This is a genomic window from Pseudocolwellia sp. G5-9, from assembly GCF_055808995.1.
Genome location: NZ_CM147893.1, coordinates 601,881 through 619,323 on the forward strand (window position 1 = coordinate 601,881; position 17,443 = coordinate 619,323).

Annotated in this window: 12 protein-coding genes, 1 tRNA gene and 1 pseudogene; 13 read left to right on the forward strand and 1 reads right to left on the reverse strand. The window is 34.7% G+C overall.

Annotation, left to right across the window (positions count from 1 at the left end; all coding sequences use genetic code 11):
- The first annotated feature begins 76 nt into the window (after positions 1-76).
- Positions 77-511, forward strand: a complete 435-nt coding sequence (locus tag AC0L5Q_RS02600; protein WP_473614160.1) for a MarR family winged helix-turn-helix transcriptional regulator — start codon at positions 77-79, stop codon at positions 509-511.
- A 245-nt stretch (positions 512-756) separates the two neighbouring features.
- Positions 757-847, forward strand: a tRNA-Ser gene (locus AC0L5Q_RS02605).
- A 157-nt stretch (positions 848-1,004) separates the two neighbouring features.
- Here AC0L5Q_RS02605 and AC0L5Q_RS02610 read toward each other — a convergent pair.
- Positions 1,005-2,184, reverse strand: a pseudogene (locus AC0L5Q_RS02610) (IS3 family transposase).
- Positions 2,185-2,571: 387 nt separating this feature from the next.
- Between AC0L5Q_RS02610 and AC0L5Q_RS02615 the strand changes: the two are divergent.
- The 11 genes from AC0L5Q_RS02615 (at position 2,572) to tssC (ending at position 17,440) form a co-directional block, all read left to right on the forward strand.
- Positions 2,572-4,542: a serine/threonine-protein kinase gene (locus AC0L5Q_RS02615; protein ID WP_473614161.1), complete on the forward strand. Its 1,971-nt coding sequence runs from the start codon at positions 2,572-2,574 to the stop codon at positions 4,540-4,542.
- 157 nt (positions 4,543-4,699) lie between these two features.
- Positions 4,700-5,944: a type VI secretion system-associated FHA domain protein TagH gene (gene tagH / locus AC0L5Q_RS02620; protein ID WP_473614162.1), complete on the forward strand. Its 1,245-nt coding sequence runs from the start codon at positions 4,700-4,702 to the stop codon at positions 5,942-5,944.
- Between the two features lie 19 nt (positions 5,945-5,963).
- Positions 5,964-6,434 carry a type VI secretion system lipoprotein TssJ gene (tssJ, locus tag AC0L5Q_RS02625; RefSeq protein WP_473614163.1) on the forward strand — a complete coding sequence of 157 codons (471 nt, stop codon included), beginning with the start codon at positions 5,964-5,966 and terminating at the stop codon, positions 6,432-6,434.
- Between the two features lie 34 nt (positions 6,435-6,468).
- Positions 6,469-7,797 (forward strand): type VI secretion system baseplate subunit TssK, encoded by a 1,329-nt coding sequence (tssK, locus tag AC0L5Q_RS02630; protein ID WP_473614164.1) that lies wholly within the window; start codon positions 6,469-6,471, stop codon positions 7,795-7,797.
- A gap of 25 nt (positions 7,798-7,822) precedes the next feature.
- A complete protein-coding gene (tssL, locus tag AC0L5Q_RS02635; RefSeq protein ID WP_473614165.1) occupies positions 7,823-9,130 on the forward strand; it encodes a type VI secretion system protein TssL, long form in 1,308 nt (435 codons plus the stop codon).
- Between the two features lie 21 nt (positions 9,131-9,151).
- Positions 9,152-12,685, forward strand: a complete 3,534-nt coding sequence (gene tssM, locus AC0L5Q_RS02640; RefSeq protein WP_473614166.1) for a type VI secretion system membrane subunit TssM — start codon at positions 9,152-9,154, stop codon at positions 12,683-12,685.
- Positions 12,667-13,383, forward strand: coding sequence for a type VI secretion system-associated protein TagF (gene tagF, locus AC0L5Q_RS02645; RefSeq protein ID WP_473614167.1), 717 nt, complete (start codon positions 12,667-12,669; stop codon positions 13,381-13,383). The genes tssM and tagF overlap by 19 nt, the downstream gene beginning before the upstream one ends.
- Positions 13,383-14,159 (forward strand): PP2C family protein-serine/threonine phosphatase, encoded by a 777-nt coding sequence (locus AC0L5Q_RS02650; RefSeq protein ID WP_473614168.1) that lies wholly within the window; start codon positions 13,383-13,385, stop codon positions 14,157-14,159. Before tagF ends, AC0L5Q_RS02650 begins: the two co-directional genes overlap by 1 nt.
- 132 nt (positions 14,160-14,291) lie before the next feature.
- Complete coding sequence (gene tssA / locus AC0L5Q_RS02655; protein WP_473614169.1) at positions 14,292-15,404, forward strand: type VI secretion system protein TssA; 1,113 nt, start codon at positions 14,292-14,294, stop codon at positions 15,402-15,404.
- 45 nt (positions 15,405-15,449) lie between these two features.
- Complete coding sequence (gene tssB / locus AC0L5Q_RS02660) at positions 15,450-15,950, forward strand: type VI secretion system contractile sheath small subunit (protein ID WP_473614170.1); 501 nt, start codon at positions 15,450-15,452, stop codon at positions 15,948-15,950.
- On the forward strand, positions 15,950-17,440 hold the full coding sequence (gene tssC, locus AC0L5Q_RS02665; protein ID WP_473614171.1) for a type VI secretion system contractile sheath large subunit: 1,491 nt from the start codon (positions 15,950-15,952) through the stop codon (positions 17,438-17,440). Before tssB ends, tssC begins: the two co-directional genes overlap by 1 nt.
- Positions 17,441-17,443 lie beyond the last annotated feature (3 nt).

A 17,443-nucleotide genomic window follows, 5' to 3' on the forward strand; every position in this document is an offset into this window, starting at 1 on the left:
ATAATAAAATAGGTTGATAAAGTCTACTATGTTACGGTAAGGTTGTAATTGTCACGTCACTATAAAGGGTTACTCAATGAGTAATAAATACATTTCAGATGTAGTTTTCGATATTATTCATTCATACAGAAACGCAATGCGAACGGCTCTTAATGCTAATGAGTTAGGATTAAATTACATGCATATAAAGTGTTTAACTTTTATTAATAGTAATGAGGTTTGCACCGCAAATGATATTGTTACTTTTTTTGCTAGAGATAAAGCACAAATAGCGCGTTTAATAAAAGAAATGATTGATAAACAATGGTTAACCAAAACAGTAAACACTGAAGATAAAAGAAGTCAGCTCTTGTCTTTAACTAAAAAAGGTAAACAGATAGTCGCTTTTATTGTAGAAACACAGGCTAATGTACATAAACAAATGCAGAAAAATATTAGTTTAGAAGAATTAGAGAGTTTTCTAAAAATAGCTAATACTATGGCTAAAAACCTTACTGTGTTTAAACAATAATTAAGGTTAATTGTGTGCTCTTAAAGTGTTGAGGTTTAGGTGCCAAGTTTTAACTTGGCTTTATAAGAAATTAAATCAGTTATAGTTGAGTATAAAACCTTATTTGTATGGTTTTTATTCGTTGCTTTGGCGTTTTTTATACAACACGAATAAAAATACGCTTTTGATTTAAAAAACACTTTACAAAGCTAGCAAGTGCCTTTAATATTCGCTTCGCTTTAACGCTACCGCGTTATTTGCATTCAGGTGAGATGGCTGAGTGGTCGAAAGCACCGGTCTTGAAAACCGGCAAGGGTTTGTAGCCCTTCTAGAGTTCAAATCTCTATCTCACCGCCACATTCTAAAAAGCCGCTACTTGTAGCGGCTTTTTGCTATTTGGCGTTTAGTAAATCAAAAGGGGTTTGTAGCGCTAAACCTTTTTAGAGTTCAAATCTTTATCTCTCCGACACATTCTAAGAAACTGCTAGTTGTAGCGGCTTTTTGCTTGAAGTGGTCAAGTCATATTGGCCACGTATTTGTAGTTTAGCCAGTATCTTTTCTCTGACTCATTTGGACTTAAGCCAGCATTGTATCTATGTGGCCTAGTCTGATTGTAATAACCAATGATGTAATTGATTATTGCTTTTTTAGCTTCAGTAAAACTCTTAAAGCCTGTCGTTGGTATCCATTCTGTCTTTAAACTTCTAAAGAACCGCTCCATTGGGCTATTATCCCAACAATTTCCACGACGACTCATACTTTGTGTTATCTGGTATCGCCAAATTAATTGCCTGAATTTCATGCTGGAGTAATGCGAACCTTGATCTGAATGAAATATAACATTTTCTGGTTTGCCACGACTTTCATAGGCCATCGTTAACGCTTTCATGGTCAATAGGCTATCAGGTGAATAGGATAACGCCCATTTCGACCAAACAAGTCGAGGACAACTGCCAAGTATGCCCAGCGTGAGCCTGTCCAAATATAGGTGACATCACCACACCAGTAGCTATTGGGTTCGATCACATCAAATTGACGATTTAAAATATTCGGTATTTCAACATGCTCTTTATTCGCTTTTTTATAATTGTGCTGAGGTATTTGACAACTAACTAATTCAAGTTCAGTCATTAAATTACCCGCTCGATAACGGCTTAATGGGTAGCCTGCTGTTGTTAGCATATCTGCTAAGCTACGCGCACCAGCAGAACCGCCGCTCAACGCATGAAATCGCTTTATTTCAGCCCTAAGCTTTATTTGCTCAACGCTTAAGCTATTATCGCGAACAGCCCAGTATTTATAACTGCTACGATGCACACCAAACACGTCACATAGCAGGCTAATTCGGTATTTTCTTTTATGGCTCTGATTGAGTTTTTCGATTAATTCGAATTGTTCAGTGAGTCCGACATCAACAGAGCTGTAGCCTTTTTTAGAATTTCCTTTTCTAATTCAATACGTTCTATTCGTTTCTTTAATTCTCGAATCTCAATCTGCTCAGGTGTCATCGGGGTCGCTTTCGGTGATTTACCCTGGCGCTCTTCACGAAGCTGCTTGACCCACTTGCCGATGGTTGAATAACCAACATTCATCGCCTTAGCTGCTTCTTCGTGGGTATAGCCGTTATCAACAACAAGCTGTGCTGTTTCTAATCTAAATTCTGGACTGAAATTGGGTTTTCTTGGTTTAGTCATTGTGTCACCTAACGTTTAATGAGGTGCATGATAACACCTCTAAGTAGGTGGCCAAATTAACTATGCCACTTCAGCTATTTGGCGTTTAGTAAATCAAAAGGGGGTTGTAGCGCTAAACCTTTTTAGAGTTCAAATCTCTATCTCAGCGCTACATTCTAAAAAAACGATAATTAGTTAGTGATTTTTTATATTATTATATTCAACAGGAAGATATTGCCGCTCTGTAAAATACTAAATTGACTAGATACGTTATACTAGCTGAGTTTCAAAAAATCCTAAAATTTATATTGAACTCCGATGATTTACATAGCACAATATCCGCCATATTTTCGATGGTTTATAGAATAGACTCTATAAACTTAAACTTAGTAAAAGATAATACTTTATATGGATATAAACCAATCAGACTCATCGATTGCCGATGATAAAACTCTCGTCGCAGGGTTTAACTCAAAACAAAAATCAAATGAAATCAATCTAATAGGTAAATGCCTTAAAGACAGATACGTTATAGAGTCTCAGCTTGGTAGTGGCGGTATGAGTGATATATATCGTGCTAAAGACTTAAACCTTGAGTCTGCTGGAATTGATGAGCCTTATGTTGCTATTAAAGTTTTACTGCAGCAATTTTCTTCAATTTCAGAAGCTAAACAAGTACTAGTTAAAGAAGCTTATAAAACCCAGCAACTATCTCATCCAAATATTATTAGGGTTTATGATGTCGACTCTCATGATAATTTTCATTTCATTGTGATGGAGTGGCTAGATGGGGAAACACTAGAACAAGTTATTAAGCGCTCTAAGCCACTAGGTATTCCTTTTAAAGGAGCCTATAAGCTTATTGAGCAAATTGGTAATGCGTTAACTTATGCACATCATATGGGTATTATTCATACTGATTTAAAACCTTCTAATATTATGTTAACCAGAAAAGGGGACATCAAAGTTTTTGATTTTGGTGTGGCTCGAGCACTGCAATTAAATGTTGATAAATATGCTCTTCAAAATCATGAACAATCTTCTCCTTTAAGTGGCTATACACCTGCATATGCTAGCTATGAACAAATTCAAGGCCAATCACCTTGTGCGTCTGATGATGTTTATGCCTTTTCTTGTATAGTTTACGAATTGTTATCATGTAAGCATCCGTATCAAAGAATAACCGCAGATAAAGTTGATCTAAAACAGACTCCTTTAAATAAACCATCAAATTTAAATTGGTATTTATGGCCTGCACTAAAAAAAGGTTTAGCGCTCAAACAAGAACAACGTTGTGAAAATATTCAAGTTATATTAAATAAATTTTCTCAAAAATTATGGCCTAAATTAGCTATAGGTACTGCGGCTAGCTTAATTTTTATTGCTGGTGTGCAAACATATTTAGCTAAAAATACAACCATTGATCATTTAACTGCTGAGATACAGTTAAGCGATAAAAAAAATCAAGAACTACAAAATTTAGAAAAGCTATCTACGGTTGAGCTTTTAAGAACGTTAGATACCGTTGCCGAAAAGCATCAGTTGCTAAAGCATGGGCTACTAAGAGAACATCGTCAAAAGATACTTGATATTGTTGAAAAACGTATTGTTAATGTACCAAAAGGCCCTAATGGTATTTATAAAAACTATGATGAAATCGAACTTATAATTGACGATGCTTTGAATATATTCCCAGACTCTTTCCGTCTCCAACAATTATATAATCAAAGCCAAATGAGTCGCCAAGCAACAACAGATGCCTTGTCTGATCGTTTAAACTTGTTATTAACACAAGGGCGATATAGTGAGGAGGGTGATAATAATATAGAAAAAATCATCAATGATTTATTTTTTGTAGATTCTAATTATAAATTTCAACCGCAAGATGAAGCTTTCAAGTTATTCCAAAGTAATTTTGACTCGGCAATTAACATACATGATGCGAGTAAAATTAGTGAATTAATCAAAATAGGTGAGTTAGCTTTCAATCATTACGCCAATGCTAAATCATTGTTGATGTTAGGAAAGGAGATGGAGGCTTCAGTTAATTTACTTTCAGATTATAGGGAGAAAATTATTGCTGGAGAAAAAGCCCCATATCCATATGATGCAGCAGAAGTTTTTTATAGATCAACTTTTGAACAACTTACTAGCGAGTTGTTGTCTGTGAATGATTCTAAAGAATTAGAAAAACTTGATGAAAACGTAATGAGAGTTGCTACACAAGTACCTCAAAATTTTGATCCATTAGTGATTGTTACAAAGAAAATGGCGGCATCTTATTTAAATTTTGCTAACGAATCTATGGAGAAAAAACGCTTTAAAACAGCACAAAAGCTGATTAAGAGAGGTAATGAATTATATGCTATGGTCAATTAATACGATAATAGCCTAAAAGAAATCAGATGGTTATAGATATTTGCTTTCAAGTTAAGTAAATGACTTTAATTGATGTTTTTCAAAGGTTTTAAGTTTTTTGTTAATATGTAGGCTAATTGAGCCGATCACTGTTTTTTGTAAAGGTTGTTTAAAGTAAATGGAATTAATTTTTGAAATAGTAAGCTATCACCGTCTTTCACCAGATCAAATCTCTAAAAAATCAATCACAGATTCTATAACATTTGGACGCTCTGAAAATAACGACTGGTATTTACCCGATCCCGAAAAAGTTGTTTCAGGTATTCATGGAAGAGTTGAGCGAAAATCGAATGATTTTTTTATTTATGATGTATCTACCAATGGTTTGTATATTAATCGTTCGGTTGAAGCATTAGGGCAAGATAAACCACATAAACTGGTTGATGGTGATTTATTAACTTTTGGTGATTACGAAGTTTCTGTATCAATTATTCAAAATCAAAAACCAACCCTTGATGTAACTTCTTTTGAAGAACAACAAGCATCTCCTGAAGTTCAAGGTATTAATAGTGTAAAGCTGGCTGAAAGTGTATCTTCAACAACGCCAAACAATAAAGACTTTATGCCGCTGATCAATAATGATTTAAATGATCATTTTGATATACCACAAGCAATACCTGAAGAGTGGGACGTAGATTTTCTTAATGATAATAATGCAGTCGATTCATTTATAAATGATGATCAGGAAAATATTATTCCACCAAAAGAAATTATTCCAGAAAACCAAGTTATTCCCAACATGCATGAAGTGCAGCAAGCAGCAGATGTTCAGATAAAAACAAAATCAATAGGGAAAAATGCATTTATTGAAGGCTTAGGTATTTCAGCTGATATTTTACCTGAACCTGTTTCTGAGCAATTAATGTATGAAATGGGGCAATGTATGCAGTTAATGCTATCGGGTTTAATGGAGTCATTAAGAAACCGTTCTAATTTAAAAAATGAATTTAGAATTAACCAAACAACGTTTCAGCAACAAGAAAATAATCCATTAAAGTTTTCTGCAACAATAGATGATGCCTTTCAAAACCTCTTTATACGTAAAAGCTCGAGTTTCTTACCTGCAAATAAAGCAATAATAGAAGCATTTAATGATACTAAAAAACATGATATAGCGTTAACTGCAGGAACGTTAGGTGCAATTGAAGGAATATTAAGCCAACTTGAACCAACCGAAATTGAGAGTAGAGATTTTAAAGAATCTCTGCTTGATCAAGTACTACCAGGGCAAAAACAATTAAGATACTGGAAAATGTACAAAAGTTTACACAAGGACATGAGTAACGAAATTTCTAATCAGGGAAGTTCAGCTTTATCAGATGAGTTCGTTAGGGCATATGATAAAAAAATTAAATCTTTATAGTATTAATTAGGTTAACCAAATGATTTTAAAAAAAACATATTTAACAATATTTTTAATGGCGTGTTTAGCACTTATTACAGGTTGCGCAACTATCAATGCAATAGTACCTCCGTCTACAGATATAACGTTTAATACTTCGGTAGACATAAATCCTGATAATAACGGTCGAGCTTCTCCGGTTGTTGTTAAAGTATTTGAGCTTTCTTCACGTACTATTTTTGATACGCAAGATTTTTTTACTTTGTATGAATCACCTGAAGATATTCTCGGTCCTGACTTACTAAAAAAAGATGAGTTAGAATTACAACCAGAACAAATAAAAGAATACAAAATGGTACTTAACAAAAATACGCGTTACGTTGGTTTTGTTGTTGCCTATCGCAACATAGATAGTTCTAGATGGCGTGCAGTGGTAGAAGTTAAGCCTACGGGATATGGTAACGTAACAATGAATATTGAAAAGTTAGCTATTTACCCAAGTCATAAATAGTCAATTAATAAATCTAACAATAATTAGGGAAGTTATGAGTGATTTTAGCCCAGTAGCTTGGACTGAGGGGATGTTTTTACGTCCTCAGCACATGCAGCAACAAGAAAGATATTTGCAATTTCAGCATTCAAACATTAAAAATCGAATAGAACCGCTTGCTTGGGGGGTGTTCAATTTTGAAATTGATCACCGTTTACTTTCTTTAGGGCAATTTCGACTTGATAATATAGAGTGTGTTTTTCAAGATAATACGTTAGCAATATTACCTGAACAAAATCCATTACCTGATGCCATCACTTTACCAACATCAACAATAAACCAGTTGATTTATCTCGTTGTGCCAATTAATAAAAGTACAGGTTTAAATATTTCAGATCTTAGTGATAATCAAATCACACGATTTTTTTATAATGATCATAATATTATAGATACGAGTGTTGGCTCTGATGCGATGGAAGTTCTTCAGGTAGGAAAACTTCATTGCAAATTTAAATTACAACAAGAAGATCGTTCAGGTTACGTTTCTATTGCTATTGCTAAAGTCATTGAGGTATCAGATGAAGGTGTTGTTAAACTTGACAATAAATTTATCCCACCTTGTGTTTCAATTGAAAATATTAAGGGCTTATTAAATATCACCAAAGAAACCCAAGGTATGATCCAACAAAGAGCTGAGGCTATTGCTGCAAGGTTGACGCAGGCACAAGGAGCATCTAGTTCAATTTCTGATTTTTTAATGTTACAGCTTTTAAATAAGTATCAGCCTATTTTTGAACATTTAGGCAGTGTTGTCGGAGTTCATCCGGAGAAGTTGTATTTAAACTTATTAAGCTTAGCGGGTGAATTAGCGACGTTTAGCTCACAACATAAAAGACCTCCAAAGTTTCCCAAATATCAGCATGACAATTTAACTGAAATTTTTAGTAAAACAATGATCATTGTTAATCAAAGTCTCAGTAATGTGCTTGAACAAACAGCGGTAGAATTACCATTAGAAAAAAGTAAATATGGTATTCACTTTACCCCTATAAATGATAAGAGTTCTTTAGATAGTGCTGATTTTATTATTGCGGTTAAGGCATCACTTCCTTCGGATGAAATAAGAAAACGACTTCCTGCTCAAATTAAAATTGGTTCGGTTGAAAGTATTCGAGAGCTTGTAAATAGTCAGCTACCTGGTATTGGCATTATTGAGTTACCTGTTGCTCCAAGGCAAGTGCCTTATCACTCTGGATATCATTATTTTCAATTAGATAAAACGAATCATAATTGGTTTAAACTCAAAAATAGTGGTGGCATTGCATTACACTTATCAGGTAATTACCCCGAACTAAAAATAGAGCTTTGGGTAGTTAACGGCTGATAAATTAACAATTAGGGATGATAAAATGAGTGATAAAACAATTGTAAAACCACGTCCAGGGCGAGGGGCTGGTTTACAAAGTAATAACAAAAATAATGCTCAAAAGAGCGACGACGCTACAAGCTTACAAACATTAGCTCATGAAAGTAAAATGGATTATCGTAGCCATAATACAATTTTAGCGATGTCTGGAAATCCTATAGTTGATAGTGCAGGTACATTATTGTCTATATGCATAAAACTCAGAGGGTCTAAGCAAAATGATGATGCAGAGTCTTTAAAAGTACAGTGTGTAGATCTGATTAAGCACTATGAACAATTACTACGAGTCGCTAATATTCCTCCAGAAGATATTCAATCTGCCCGTTATTGTTTGTGTAGTTTTATTGATGAAATTGTTTTAAATACACCTTGGGGCGAACGCAGCGCTTGGGCTTCAAATAGTTTGCTCTCAACTTTTCATAATGAAACTTTTGGCGGCGAGTATTTCTTTACTTTACTTGAAAGTTCTTTGCAATACCCCTCAGAAAAACATCGATTATTAGAGCTAATGTACTTATGTATGACCCTTGGTTTTGTAGGAAAAATGAAGTTAGAAGAGCAAGGTGAACAAAAATTAGAAGATTTAAGAGATAAAACGTACCACTGTGTTCAAGGGTTTAAAGGTGAGTTAAACCGAGATTTATCTCCTGGATGGAGAGATAAAGTGGCGCAAGGGGTAAGTTTTCAACAGCCTTTCCCATTATGGGTGATCGGAGCTTTGTTTGGTGTAGTCATGTTGTTTATTTACATGGCTTTTAGTTACAGTATTAACAATTATTCTTCAAATGTTTATAAAGAGTTAGTTTCTTTGGTTCCTTGGCAGCCGAATGACAATAACATGACAGGTAGTGTCAATCGTGACGAAGCTTTAATGTTACAACAATTACTTCAAACAGAAATTAATCGTGACTTACTCGAAGTTGAACAACTTCCAGATCGAGTAAGGATCAGCATAGGTGCAGGAGTGTTATTTGCAAGTGGAAGTACACAGCCTCGCTCTGATTTTGAAGCTATTCTAGCTAAAATAGCTCGAACTCTTGAAGGAACTAAAGGAAAGATACTCATTACCGGCCATACCGATGATGAGCCCATATTTACTACCAAATATCCATCTAATTGGCATTTATCATTAGCGAGAGCTACCTCTATAGGAAATTTTCTTGCTAATAACGCTTCTTTAAGTGGTCGTTTATGGCCTGAAGGTAAAGGAGAGTCTGAGCCTAGATATAAAAATGATAGTGAAAAAAATCGCTCATTAAATCGTAGAATTGAAATAGATTTGTTGTTCTAGTTGTATACAAAGGAATTGTAAATGTCGTTTAAAAAAATTATAACAAAATTGAAATCTAAATTAGTCATTACTATTTTAGGCTTTATTTGTTTAGCTTTACTCATATGGTTTGGTGGACCTTTGCTAGCTATTGCTGGTTATGAACCATTAATTACAGTATCAGCAAGAATTATTTTTTTATTGCTAATTGTTATCGTGTGGGGAGCAATAAAATTTACACATAAAGTAAAAGATAAAAAACAAAATGAAGCCATGGTAAATAATTTAATTCATGGTGAAGAAGACATGAAGGAAAACACTTCAGATGAAGCTGTTAAAAGTGAAATAGGTGTATTGCACAAAAAAATGGTGCAAGCGCTTGATATATTAAAAAACACTAAGTTTTCTGAAAATAAAAATATTTATGAATTGCCTTGGTACATCATGATTGGTCCTCCAGGATCAGGTAAAACAACCGCTATTCATCATTCTGGTTTAGAGTACCCATTAAAAGAAAAAATGGGTATAGACATGATTGAGGGGGTTGGCGGTACTCGCCATTGTGATTGGTGGTTCACGAATAAGGCCGTTTTAATAGATACAGCTGGTCGATATACCACTCAAGACAGCCATACCCAGCGTGATTCTAGAGCTTGGCAAGGCTTTTTAGGGTTATTGAAAAAGTTTAGACCTCTTCGTCCAATTAATGGGGTGATCATTACTATGGGTATGGCAGAGCTTCTTAATCAAACTAAAACTGAGCGTAATTTACATGCAAGAGCTATAAAACAACGCCTTCAAGAGCTACAAAATCAACTTAATATGACGTTCCCTGTTTACGTATTATTTTCAAAATCTGATTTGATTGCTGGTTTTAATGAATTTTTTGATGATTTTACCAAAGAAGATTGTGAGCAAATATGGGGGGTAACTTTCCCCTTAGAAGCCTCTGAAGATGAAGCCAGTATTGTAAGTACTTTCAATAAAGAGTTTCATAATTTACTTACAAACCTTAACTCCCGAATTAATGTGCGCTTAAAAAACGAGAGAGACTTCGAACGACGTTCATCAATATATGAATTTCCAAAGCAATTAAGGTTACTGCAAAGTGCTGCTGATGATTTTTTAAAAGAAATATTTGCACCTAATGCTTATGAAGAAGCACCATTATTACGAGGCGTTTATTTAACAAGTGCCACTCAAGAGGGGACTCCTATCGATCGCCTTTCTTCTCAATTAGCTACAGGCGTTAAAGTTGAACAAAAAGCATCACATGTTAAACATCAAAGAAGTTATTTTATTAAACGCTTACTTGAAGACGTTATTTTTCCAGAGAAAAATTTAGCGTCTATTAATCGTCAGCATGATAAACAAAATCTACTTTTAAGACGAGCAACTATAGCAGTAGCTTCTGTAGTTACTGTGTTTTTTACTTATGCTTGGTGGTCAAGCTATCAATGGAATAGTGAGTTAGTTGACCGAACTAAAACGTCAATCGAAAACTATCAAGAAGTCACCTCTGGTGGGTTAAATGAACAATCCGAAATTATTACTTTAACTAAAGGGTTAACCACACTAAGAAACCTCCCTGTAGGGTATGCTAATGAAGATATTGTTGATGCTCATACTTTGGGCTTATATCAAGGAGATAAATTTAAGCAGCCTGCCAGTGAGGCATACAAAAGAGCTTTAGAAGCTTATCTTGTTCCATATTTAATTAAAGCTCTTAGTCAGGAAATGCAAGAGAATGCTTCCCATTTGAGTTATTTATATGAAACGCTTAAAACTTATTTAATGTTATTTCAGGCCGAATACTACAAAGAAGACGATATAAAAATATGGTTTTCGGCATACTTTGATCGAAACGTACCTGGAATTATTAATGCCGATATACGCGCACAATTAAATCAGCATTTATCAACTATGTTAGAAATAGGCACTAGAGGGCATGATTATAATGAAGAGCTAGTAACACAAGCTCGACAAAATTTAACTATGTTACCTTTAGTTGAAAGAGCATATCAAAGATTAAAAAGTGATTTTAGTGAAAGTAGTATTCCAGATTTTAAATTGATTGATATTTTGAGTTTAGATAGCTTACAAGCTTTTACTTTTCAAAGCGGCAGAACATTTAACGAAGGTATTCCTAGCTTGTACACTTTCAATGGTTTCCATGGAATTTTTAATATTGAAAAAAATAGAATAATAAAACGACTTATTGAAGACAGTTGGGTTTATGGTGATGATTTAAATACACTTGACGATAAAACAAAAGCTCAAATTACAACACAATTAGAACAAAAGTATATTAGAGATTATATTTTTTATTGGGAAGATCTCTTAAGTGATCTTACGATTAAACCCTTTAGTACTTTAGATGGCGCAACAGATATAACTCATGCATTAACAAGTCCTGACGCACCTATAAAGAGTATAATCCTAGCAGTCCAAAAAAATGTTCAGCTAACTAAGGTTCCATTATCTAAAAATGGTAAAGCGGCCAAAGAAATAGCTACAAGTGCATCTGATGTTCTATTTCAATCTAAGAAATCTCGAATTAGCCGTTTATTACCAAACGAACCTCTTGATGTGGATATTGACCTACCAGGTAAAGATGTTGAGTTGGCTTTTAGTGACTTACTAACGATTGATTTAAAATTACTTGAGGATATACAGGGTACAGTACGTTCGATAAATCGAAATTTAGACAAAGTGTCCTTAACAACTCAAACATCTAATTATATGAATCAAGGTTTAGAAAGCCAATTTTTATCATTAGGTAATAAATTACGTGAACAATTAACCAATGTACCTTTTCCTGTATTTAACTGGTTAGACAATATTGCGATACAAACTAAAGGTTTTGCTAGAACAAATCAAAATCAACGACTTAATGGTATTTGGGAATCTAATGTACTCGCTGAATATCGACGTGCTATTAGGGGTCGTTATCCATTTAGACGAAATTCTTCACAAGATGTACGAATTAAGGATTTTACACGTTTCTTTGGATATGGCGGGACTTTAGATAAGTTTTGGAAAACGTATCTAAGTGCTTACGTAGATACAAGTAAAAAGCCTTGGCATTTTTCAAAAGATATTGGTATTAACAACCAAATATTAAAAATGTATCAAGAGGCAGAGTTAATTAGAGAAGCTTTCTTTGAGTCAGATAAAAAAACACCAGTCATTGATTTCAGTCTTGAGCCTAATTATTTAGATAGAACCGTTAGTCAATTTATGCTTGAGATTGATGGACAACAACTTAACTACCGCCATGGACCAACCAGAAAAGAACAATTTACTTGGCCAGGTACAAGTGCAAATAGTGAAACGCGTATTGCTTTCACACCACCTAATGGTGGTCGATCTATTAATAAAAAATATACAGGTGAATGGTCATTATTTAAATTCTTTGATGAATTGAGTAAACAAAGACCAAAAACTAAGCAAGATGGTATTTTGAAAATAGCGTTAAGTGGTTATAAGGCTGATATTAAATTTGTCGCTAACAGTGTTAATAACCCTTTTTGGATGGTTAATTTGGAGCGTTTTTCATGTCCGACGACGCTATAGAATTAATTGGTTTTTGTGGGAAAATCCCCACAAAAGGTGATTTTGTACAAAGTAACTTTAATCGTGATTTTTTAAAACATTGGAATGAATGGTTACAAGCTGTTGTAGCAGTAAGTAAAGAACAACTTGAAACACAATGGCTAGATTGTTATTTAACGAGTCCTATTTGGCACTTTTCGCTCTCTTCTGGTGTTTGCTGTGAATCTGCTGTTATGGGAACTCTTATTCCGAGTGTAGATCAAGTGGGCAGACACTTTCCTTTTACACTGGCTATTGAACATACTGATCTTGCTATACAAGCTTGGTTTGAAAATGATTGGTCACAAAACACTGAAAATATGATCTTAGAAGTGTTAGAAGATAATTTTGAACTTGATGTTTGGTTTGATAAATTAGCTGGTCAAATACCGAGTTTAGAGATAACAAAAAGAACATTTATAAATAATGAAACTAGTGACAAAGTAAAAAAAGCTTGGGTTATTCAAGGATCTGTATCACCTGAAATAATTGATTTACTTCACCTACAATATTCACAGAATTACGGTGCTTATAGTCTATGGTGGACTTTAGGTTCAGAACTGGTTGAACCTTGTTTTATTGTAACTGATGGCTTACCACAAGTTAGTCAATTTGCTGCTATGTTGAACGGTCAATGGCAACAACATAGTTGGAATACTAGCGAGATTATTAAGGATTAATGATGTTTCAGTCGAGCGCACAAACACATAGAGGCACCGTCAGAAAAATAAATGAAGATGCTTTTTTAGAGTTACCATCACAAGGGATATGGGTTGTAGCTGATGGTATGGGAGGCCATGCAGCGGGTGATGTTGCAAGTCAACTCGTTATTGATACTATTCATAAAAAAGTTGAATTTTTATCCCACTCTGAAATAAATACTGACGTACTGGTTGATGCACTTAAAGACAGTAATACAATGTTACAACAAATGAGCAAAACCCAATTTTCGGGTAAAGTAGCGGGTAGTACTGTTGTTGTATTATGGATTAAAGACGACAAGTATCATTTGTTGTGGGTTGGAGATAGCAGAGGTTATTTACTAAGACAGAACCTCCTAAAACAAATTACAAAAGATCATAGCCAAGTAAACGATATGGTTGATGAAGGTGTTCTCGCTGCTGAAGATGCAGAAAAACATCCACTAGCAAACGTTATAACACGCGCTGTAGGTGTCGATATTGAACTTGATGTTGATATTAAAATAGATTATTTAGCAGAAGGAGATGTATTTCTTCTTTGTAGCGATGGACTAAACAAAGAAGTTAGTGATAAAGAAATTGAGCAAGCATTACAGCCCGGTAATATCATAGATGCTGGAATGGCATTGATGCATGCATCATTAGTTCGAAATGCACGTGATAATGTAACCTGTATTTTGGTTAAAAATAAGACAAGTAATGATGCTGTAGTACAGAATCATGACTTAGATTCAACAATCCCTTTGTTCACTTAAATTAAAAAAATTATTGCTATCAATAAAGGTATCGTTTAGTATTTCCCACGATATCGTTTGATATCTACGCAGGATTACTTTACAGCATATTTTTTATGCTTGTAGCTGTAAATTTTCAAGGAAGAAATAAGATTGAATTTTCTAAAATTCGAGATTAAAGATCTCATACAACCTATTTCAGATAGCGCGCCAACCGGTGAAGACCCTAGGCATGATGTCACTCCAAATTCCAATTATTATTTATTAAAAGAAATCCGTAATTCTGCTCGCGCTAAAGAACGTAAAGCCCTAATCGATGAAGAAGATTTACAGGCTATCGCTTCTGATTGGCGACCTATTCTAGAACAAGTCCCCCAAATTTTAAAAAATGATTGTAAAGACTTAGAGCTTGTTGCTTGGTTAATTGAAGCGTTATGTCGATTACATGGTTTTAAAGGTTTAACTTATGGCTTTAGTTTAGCTAGTGAGTTAATAGAGCAATATTGGGATGAACTTTATCCAACACCTGAACCAGATGATTTAGCAGAAAGATTAGCTCCTCTCATCGGATTAAATGGTATTGAGAGCGAAGGTTCATTAATTCAACCAATAAAATCAATAGCAATAACTGATGGAAAATCAGAAGGGCCTTTTTCAACGTGGCAATATGAACAAGCTGTAGACGTTGAGAGGTTAGATAAAGAAAAACAAATAAAAAAATTTGAATCGGGCTCTATCGCATTAGAAGATGTAGAGGTTTCAATTAAAGAGTCATCAGATAGTTTTTTTATTGAACTTAATAATGATATCAATAGCGCTATAGATGCATTCTCAATGCTTTCTGAATCTATGGATAAAGCTATGTTGGGTGATCCTCAGCCAACCAGCTACATAAGCCAATGTTTAAAAGTCTGTTCAAATTCACTCCAGCATATAGCTGCTGATATCTTAAAAAAATCTAACGCGAGTCAAATAAATAGCGACTCAGAGTCTACCGATGAGTTTACTAACCCTGATGAAAGTCATGGGCATTTTGAGTCAGGAATTAGTCAACAGATGAATTCAAGATCTCAAGCAATTGAACAGTTAGATAAAGTCGCAGAATTTTTTAGAAAAACCGAACCTCATTCTCCAATGTCTTATGCTATTGAACAAGTTGTTCGTTGGAGTGGTTTAAGCTTACCTGAATTACTCCAAGAGCTTATAACAGATGGAGATGCGAGGAATGGCTATTTCAAATTGTCAGGAATTAAAACTGAAGAATAAAAGCAGTGTTGTACTGCTCAAAACTAGTTATTGAAAGGAGATCGCATGGGTATACATGATAAGTTAAAAAGAGTCAGAAAACCTCGAGTTCACATCACATATGATGTTGAGACAGAGGGAGCTGTAGTAAAAAAAGAGTTACCCTTTGTAATAGGGATAACTGGTGATTTTTCTGGTCACAATAAAGCCAATCTTAAACCATTAAAAGACCGACGTTTTGTGCAAATTGACAGAGATAACTTTGACGATGTTCTAAATAGAATGAATCCTAAGTTAGATATTGCGGTTGAAAATACATTATCAAATGACGATACAGAGTTAAAAGTTGGATTAAACTTTAATTCGTTAAGTGATTTTGAGCCGGCTGCAATTGTTAATCAAGTTGAGCCGCTTAAAAAGTTAATGGAAACTAGAAATAAACTTCGCGATTTAATGACAAAAGTTGATCGCTCTGAAGATTTAGAAAATATTCTAGAAGATGTGTTAAGTAATACGGCTAGTTTAGATAAATTAGCAGGTGAACTAGACATTAAAGGAGCTGAATAATGAGCACGGAAAGTGAATTATTAGATCAACCTGCCGCGGAAGAAACAAGTCTTTCAATTTTAGATCAAGCGATAGGTGCAACAAAGCAAACTGAATCTTCAAGAGCTGAAGAATTAATTCGTTCATTAACTGAAGAAGCGTTAAAAGGCACGGTTCAATGGAACAAGAATTTAACAGTAACGTTTAATCAAGCTATTAAAGTTTTAGATGAAACTATTTCTGGCCAGCTTGCAGCTATCATGCACAATGATGAGTTTCAAAAGTTAGAAGGTAGTTGGAGAGGACTACATCATACAGTTCAAAACTCTGAAACTAATGCAACCTTAAAAATCAGAATGATGAACTTAAGTAAGAAAGAGCTTCATAAAGATTTAAGTAAAGCAGTTGAGTTTGATCAAAGCCAAATCTTTAAGAAAATTTACGAAGCTGAATTTGGTACACCAGGTGGTGAACCTTATGGTTGTGTTGTTGGGGATTATGAATTTTCAAATCATCCCGCTGATGTTGAAACGTTATCATTAATGTCGAATGTTGCTGCTGCTGGCTTTTGTCCATTCATTTCAGCTTCTGGTTCTTCATTATTTGGTTTTGATGATTGGACTGAACTTAGTAAGCCTAGAGATTTAGAAAAAGTATTTGAATCTTTAGAATACACTAAATGGCGCTCATTTAGAGAAAGTGATGATTCTAGATTTGTAACATTAACTATGCCTCGTGTTTTAGCGCGACTTCCATATGGTCAAGCAACAACTCCAGTTGAAGAGTTCAGCTATGAAGAACTTGAACTTGATGAAACAGGTACACGTTCAAAAACCACTTCACACGACAACTATTGTTGGATGAATGCTTCTTATATTATGGCGACAAATATGGGGCAAGCTTTCAGTAAATACGGTTTCTGTACTGCAATACGTGGTGCTGAAGGCGGTGGTAAAGTTGAAGGACTTCCAGCACATGTATTTACAAGCGATGATGGTGATCCAGATCTTATGTGCCCAACTGAGATTGGTATCACTGATCGAAGAGAAGCAGAGTTAAGCAAATTAGGTTTCTTACCTCTTTGTCACTATAAAAATACAGACTATGCCGTATTCTTTGGTTCTCAAACTTGTCAAAAAGCACCAATATTCTCTTCGCATGACGCTACTGCGAATGCAGCAATCTCTGCTCGTTTGCCTTATTTAATGGCGACCTCTCGTTTTGCTCATTACTTGAAAGTTATGGCTAGAGATAAAATAGGCAGCTTTATGGAAGCTGAAGATGTAGAAGCCTGGTTAAATCGTTGGATATTGTCTTTTGTAAATGCATCAGAAGGCGGTGGTCAAGAAATCAGAGCTAAATATCCTTTAGCAGATGCCAAAGTTGAAGTAAAAGAAATCCCAGGTCAGCCGGGTAGTTATAATGCAGTAGCATGGTTACGCCCATGGTTACAAATGGAAGAGTTAACAGCGTCTTTACGTTTAGTCGCTAAAATACCAAGCATTGGTTAACAG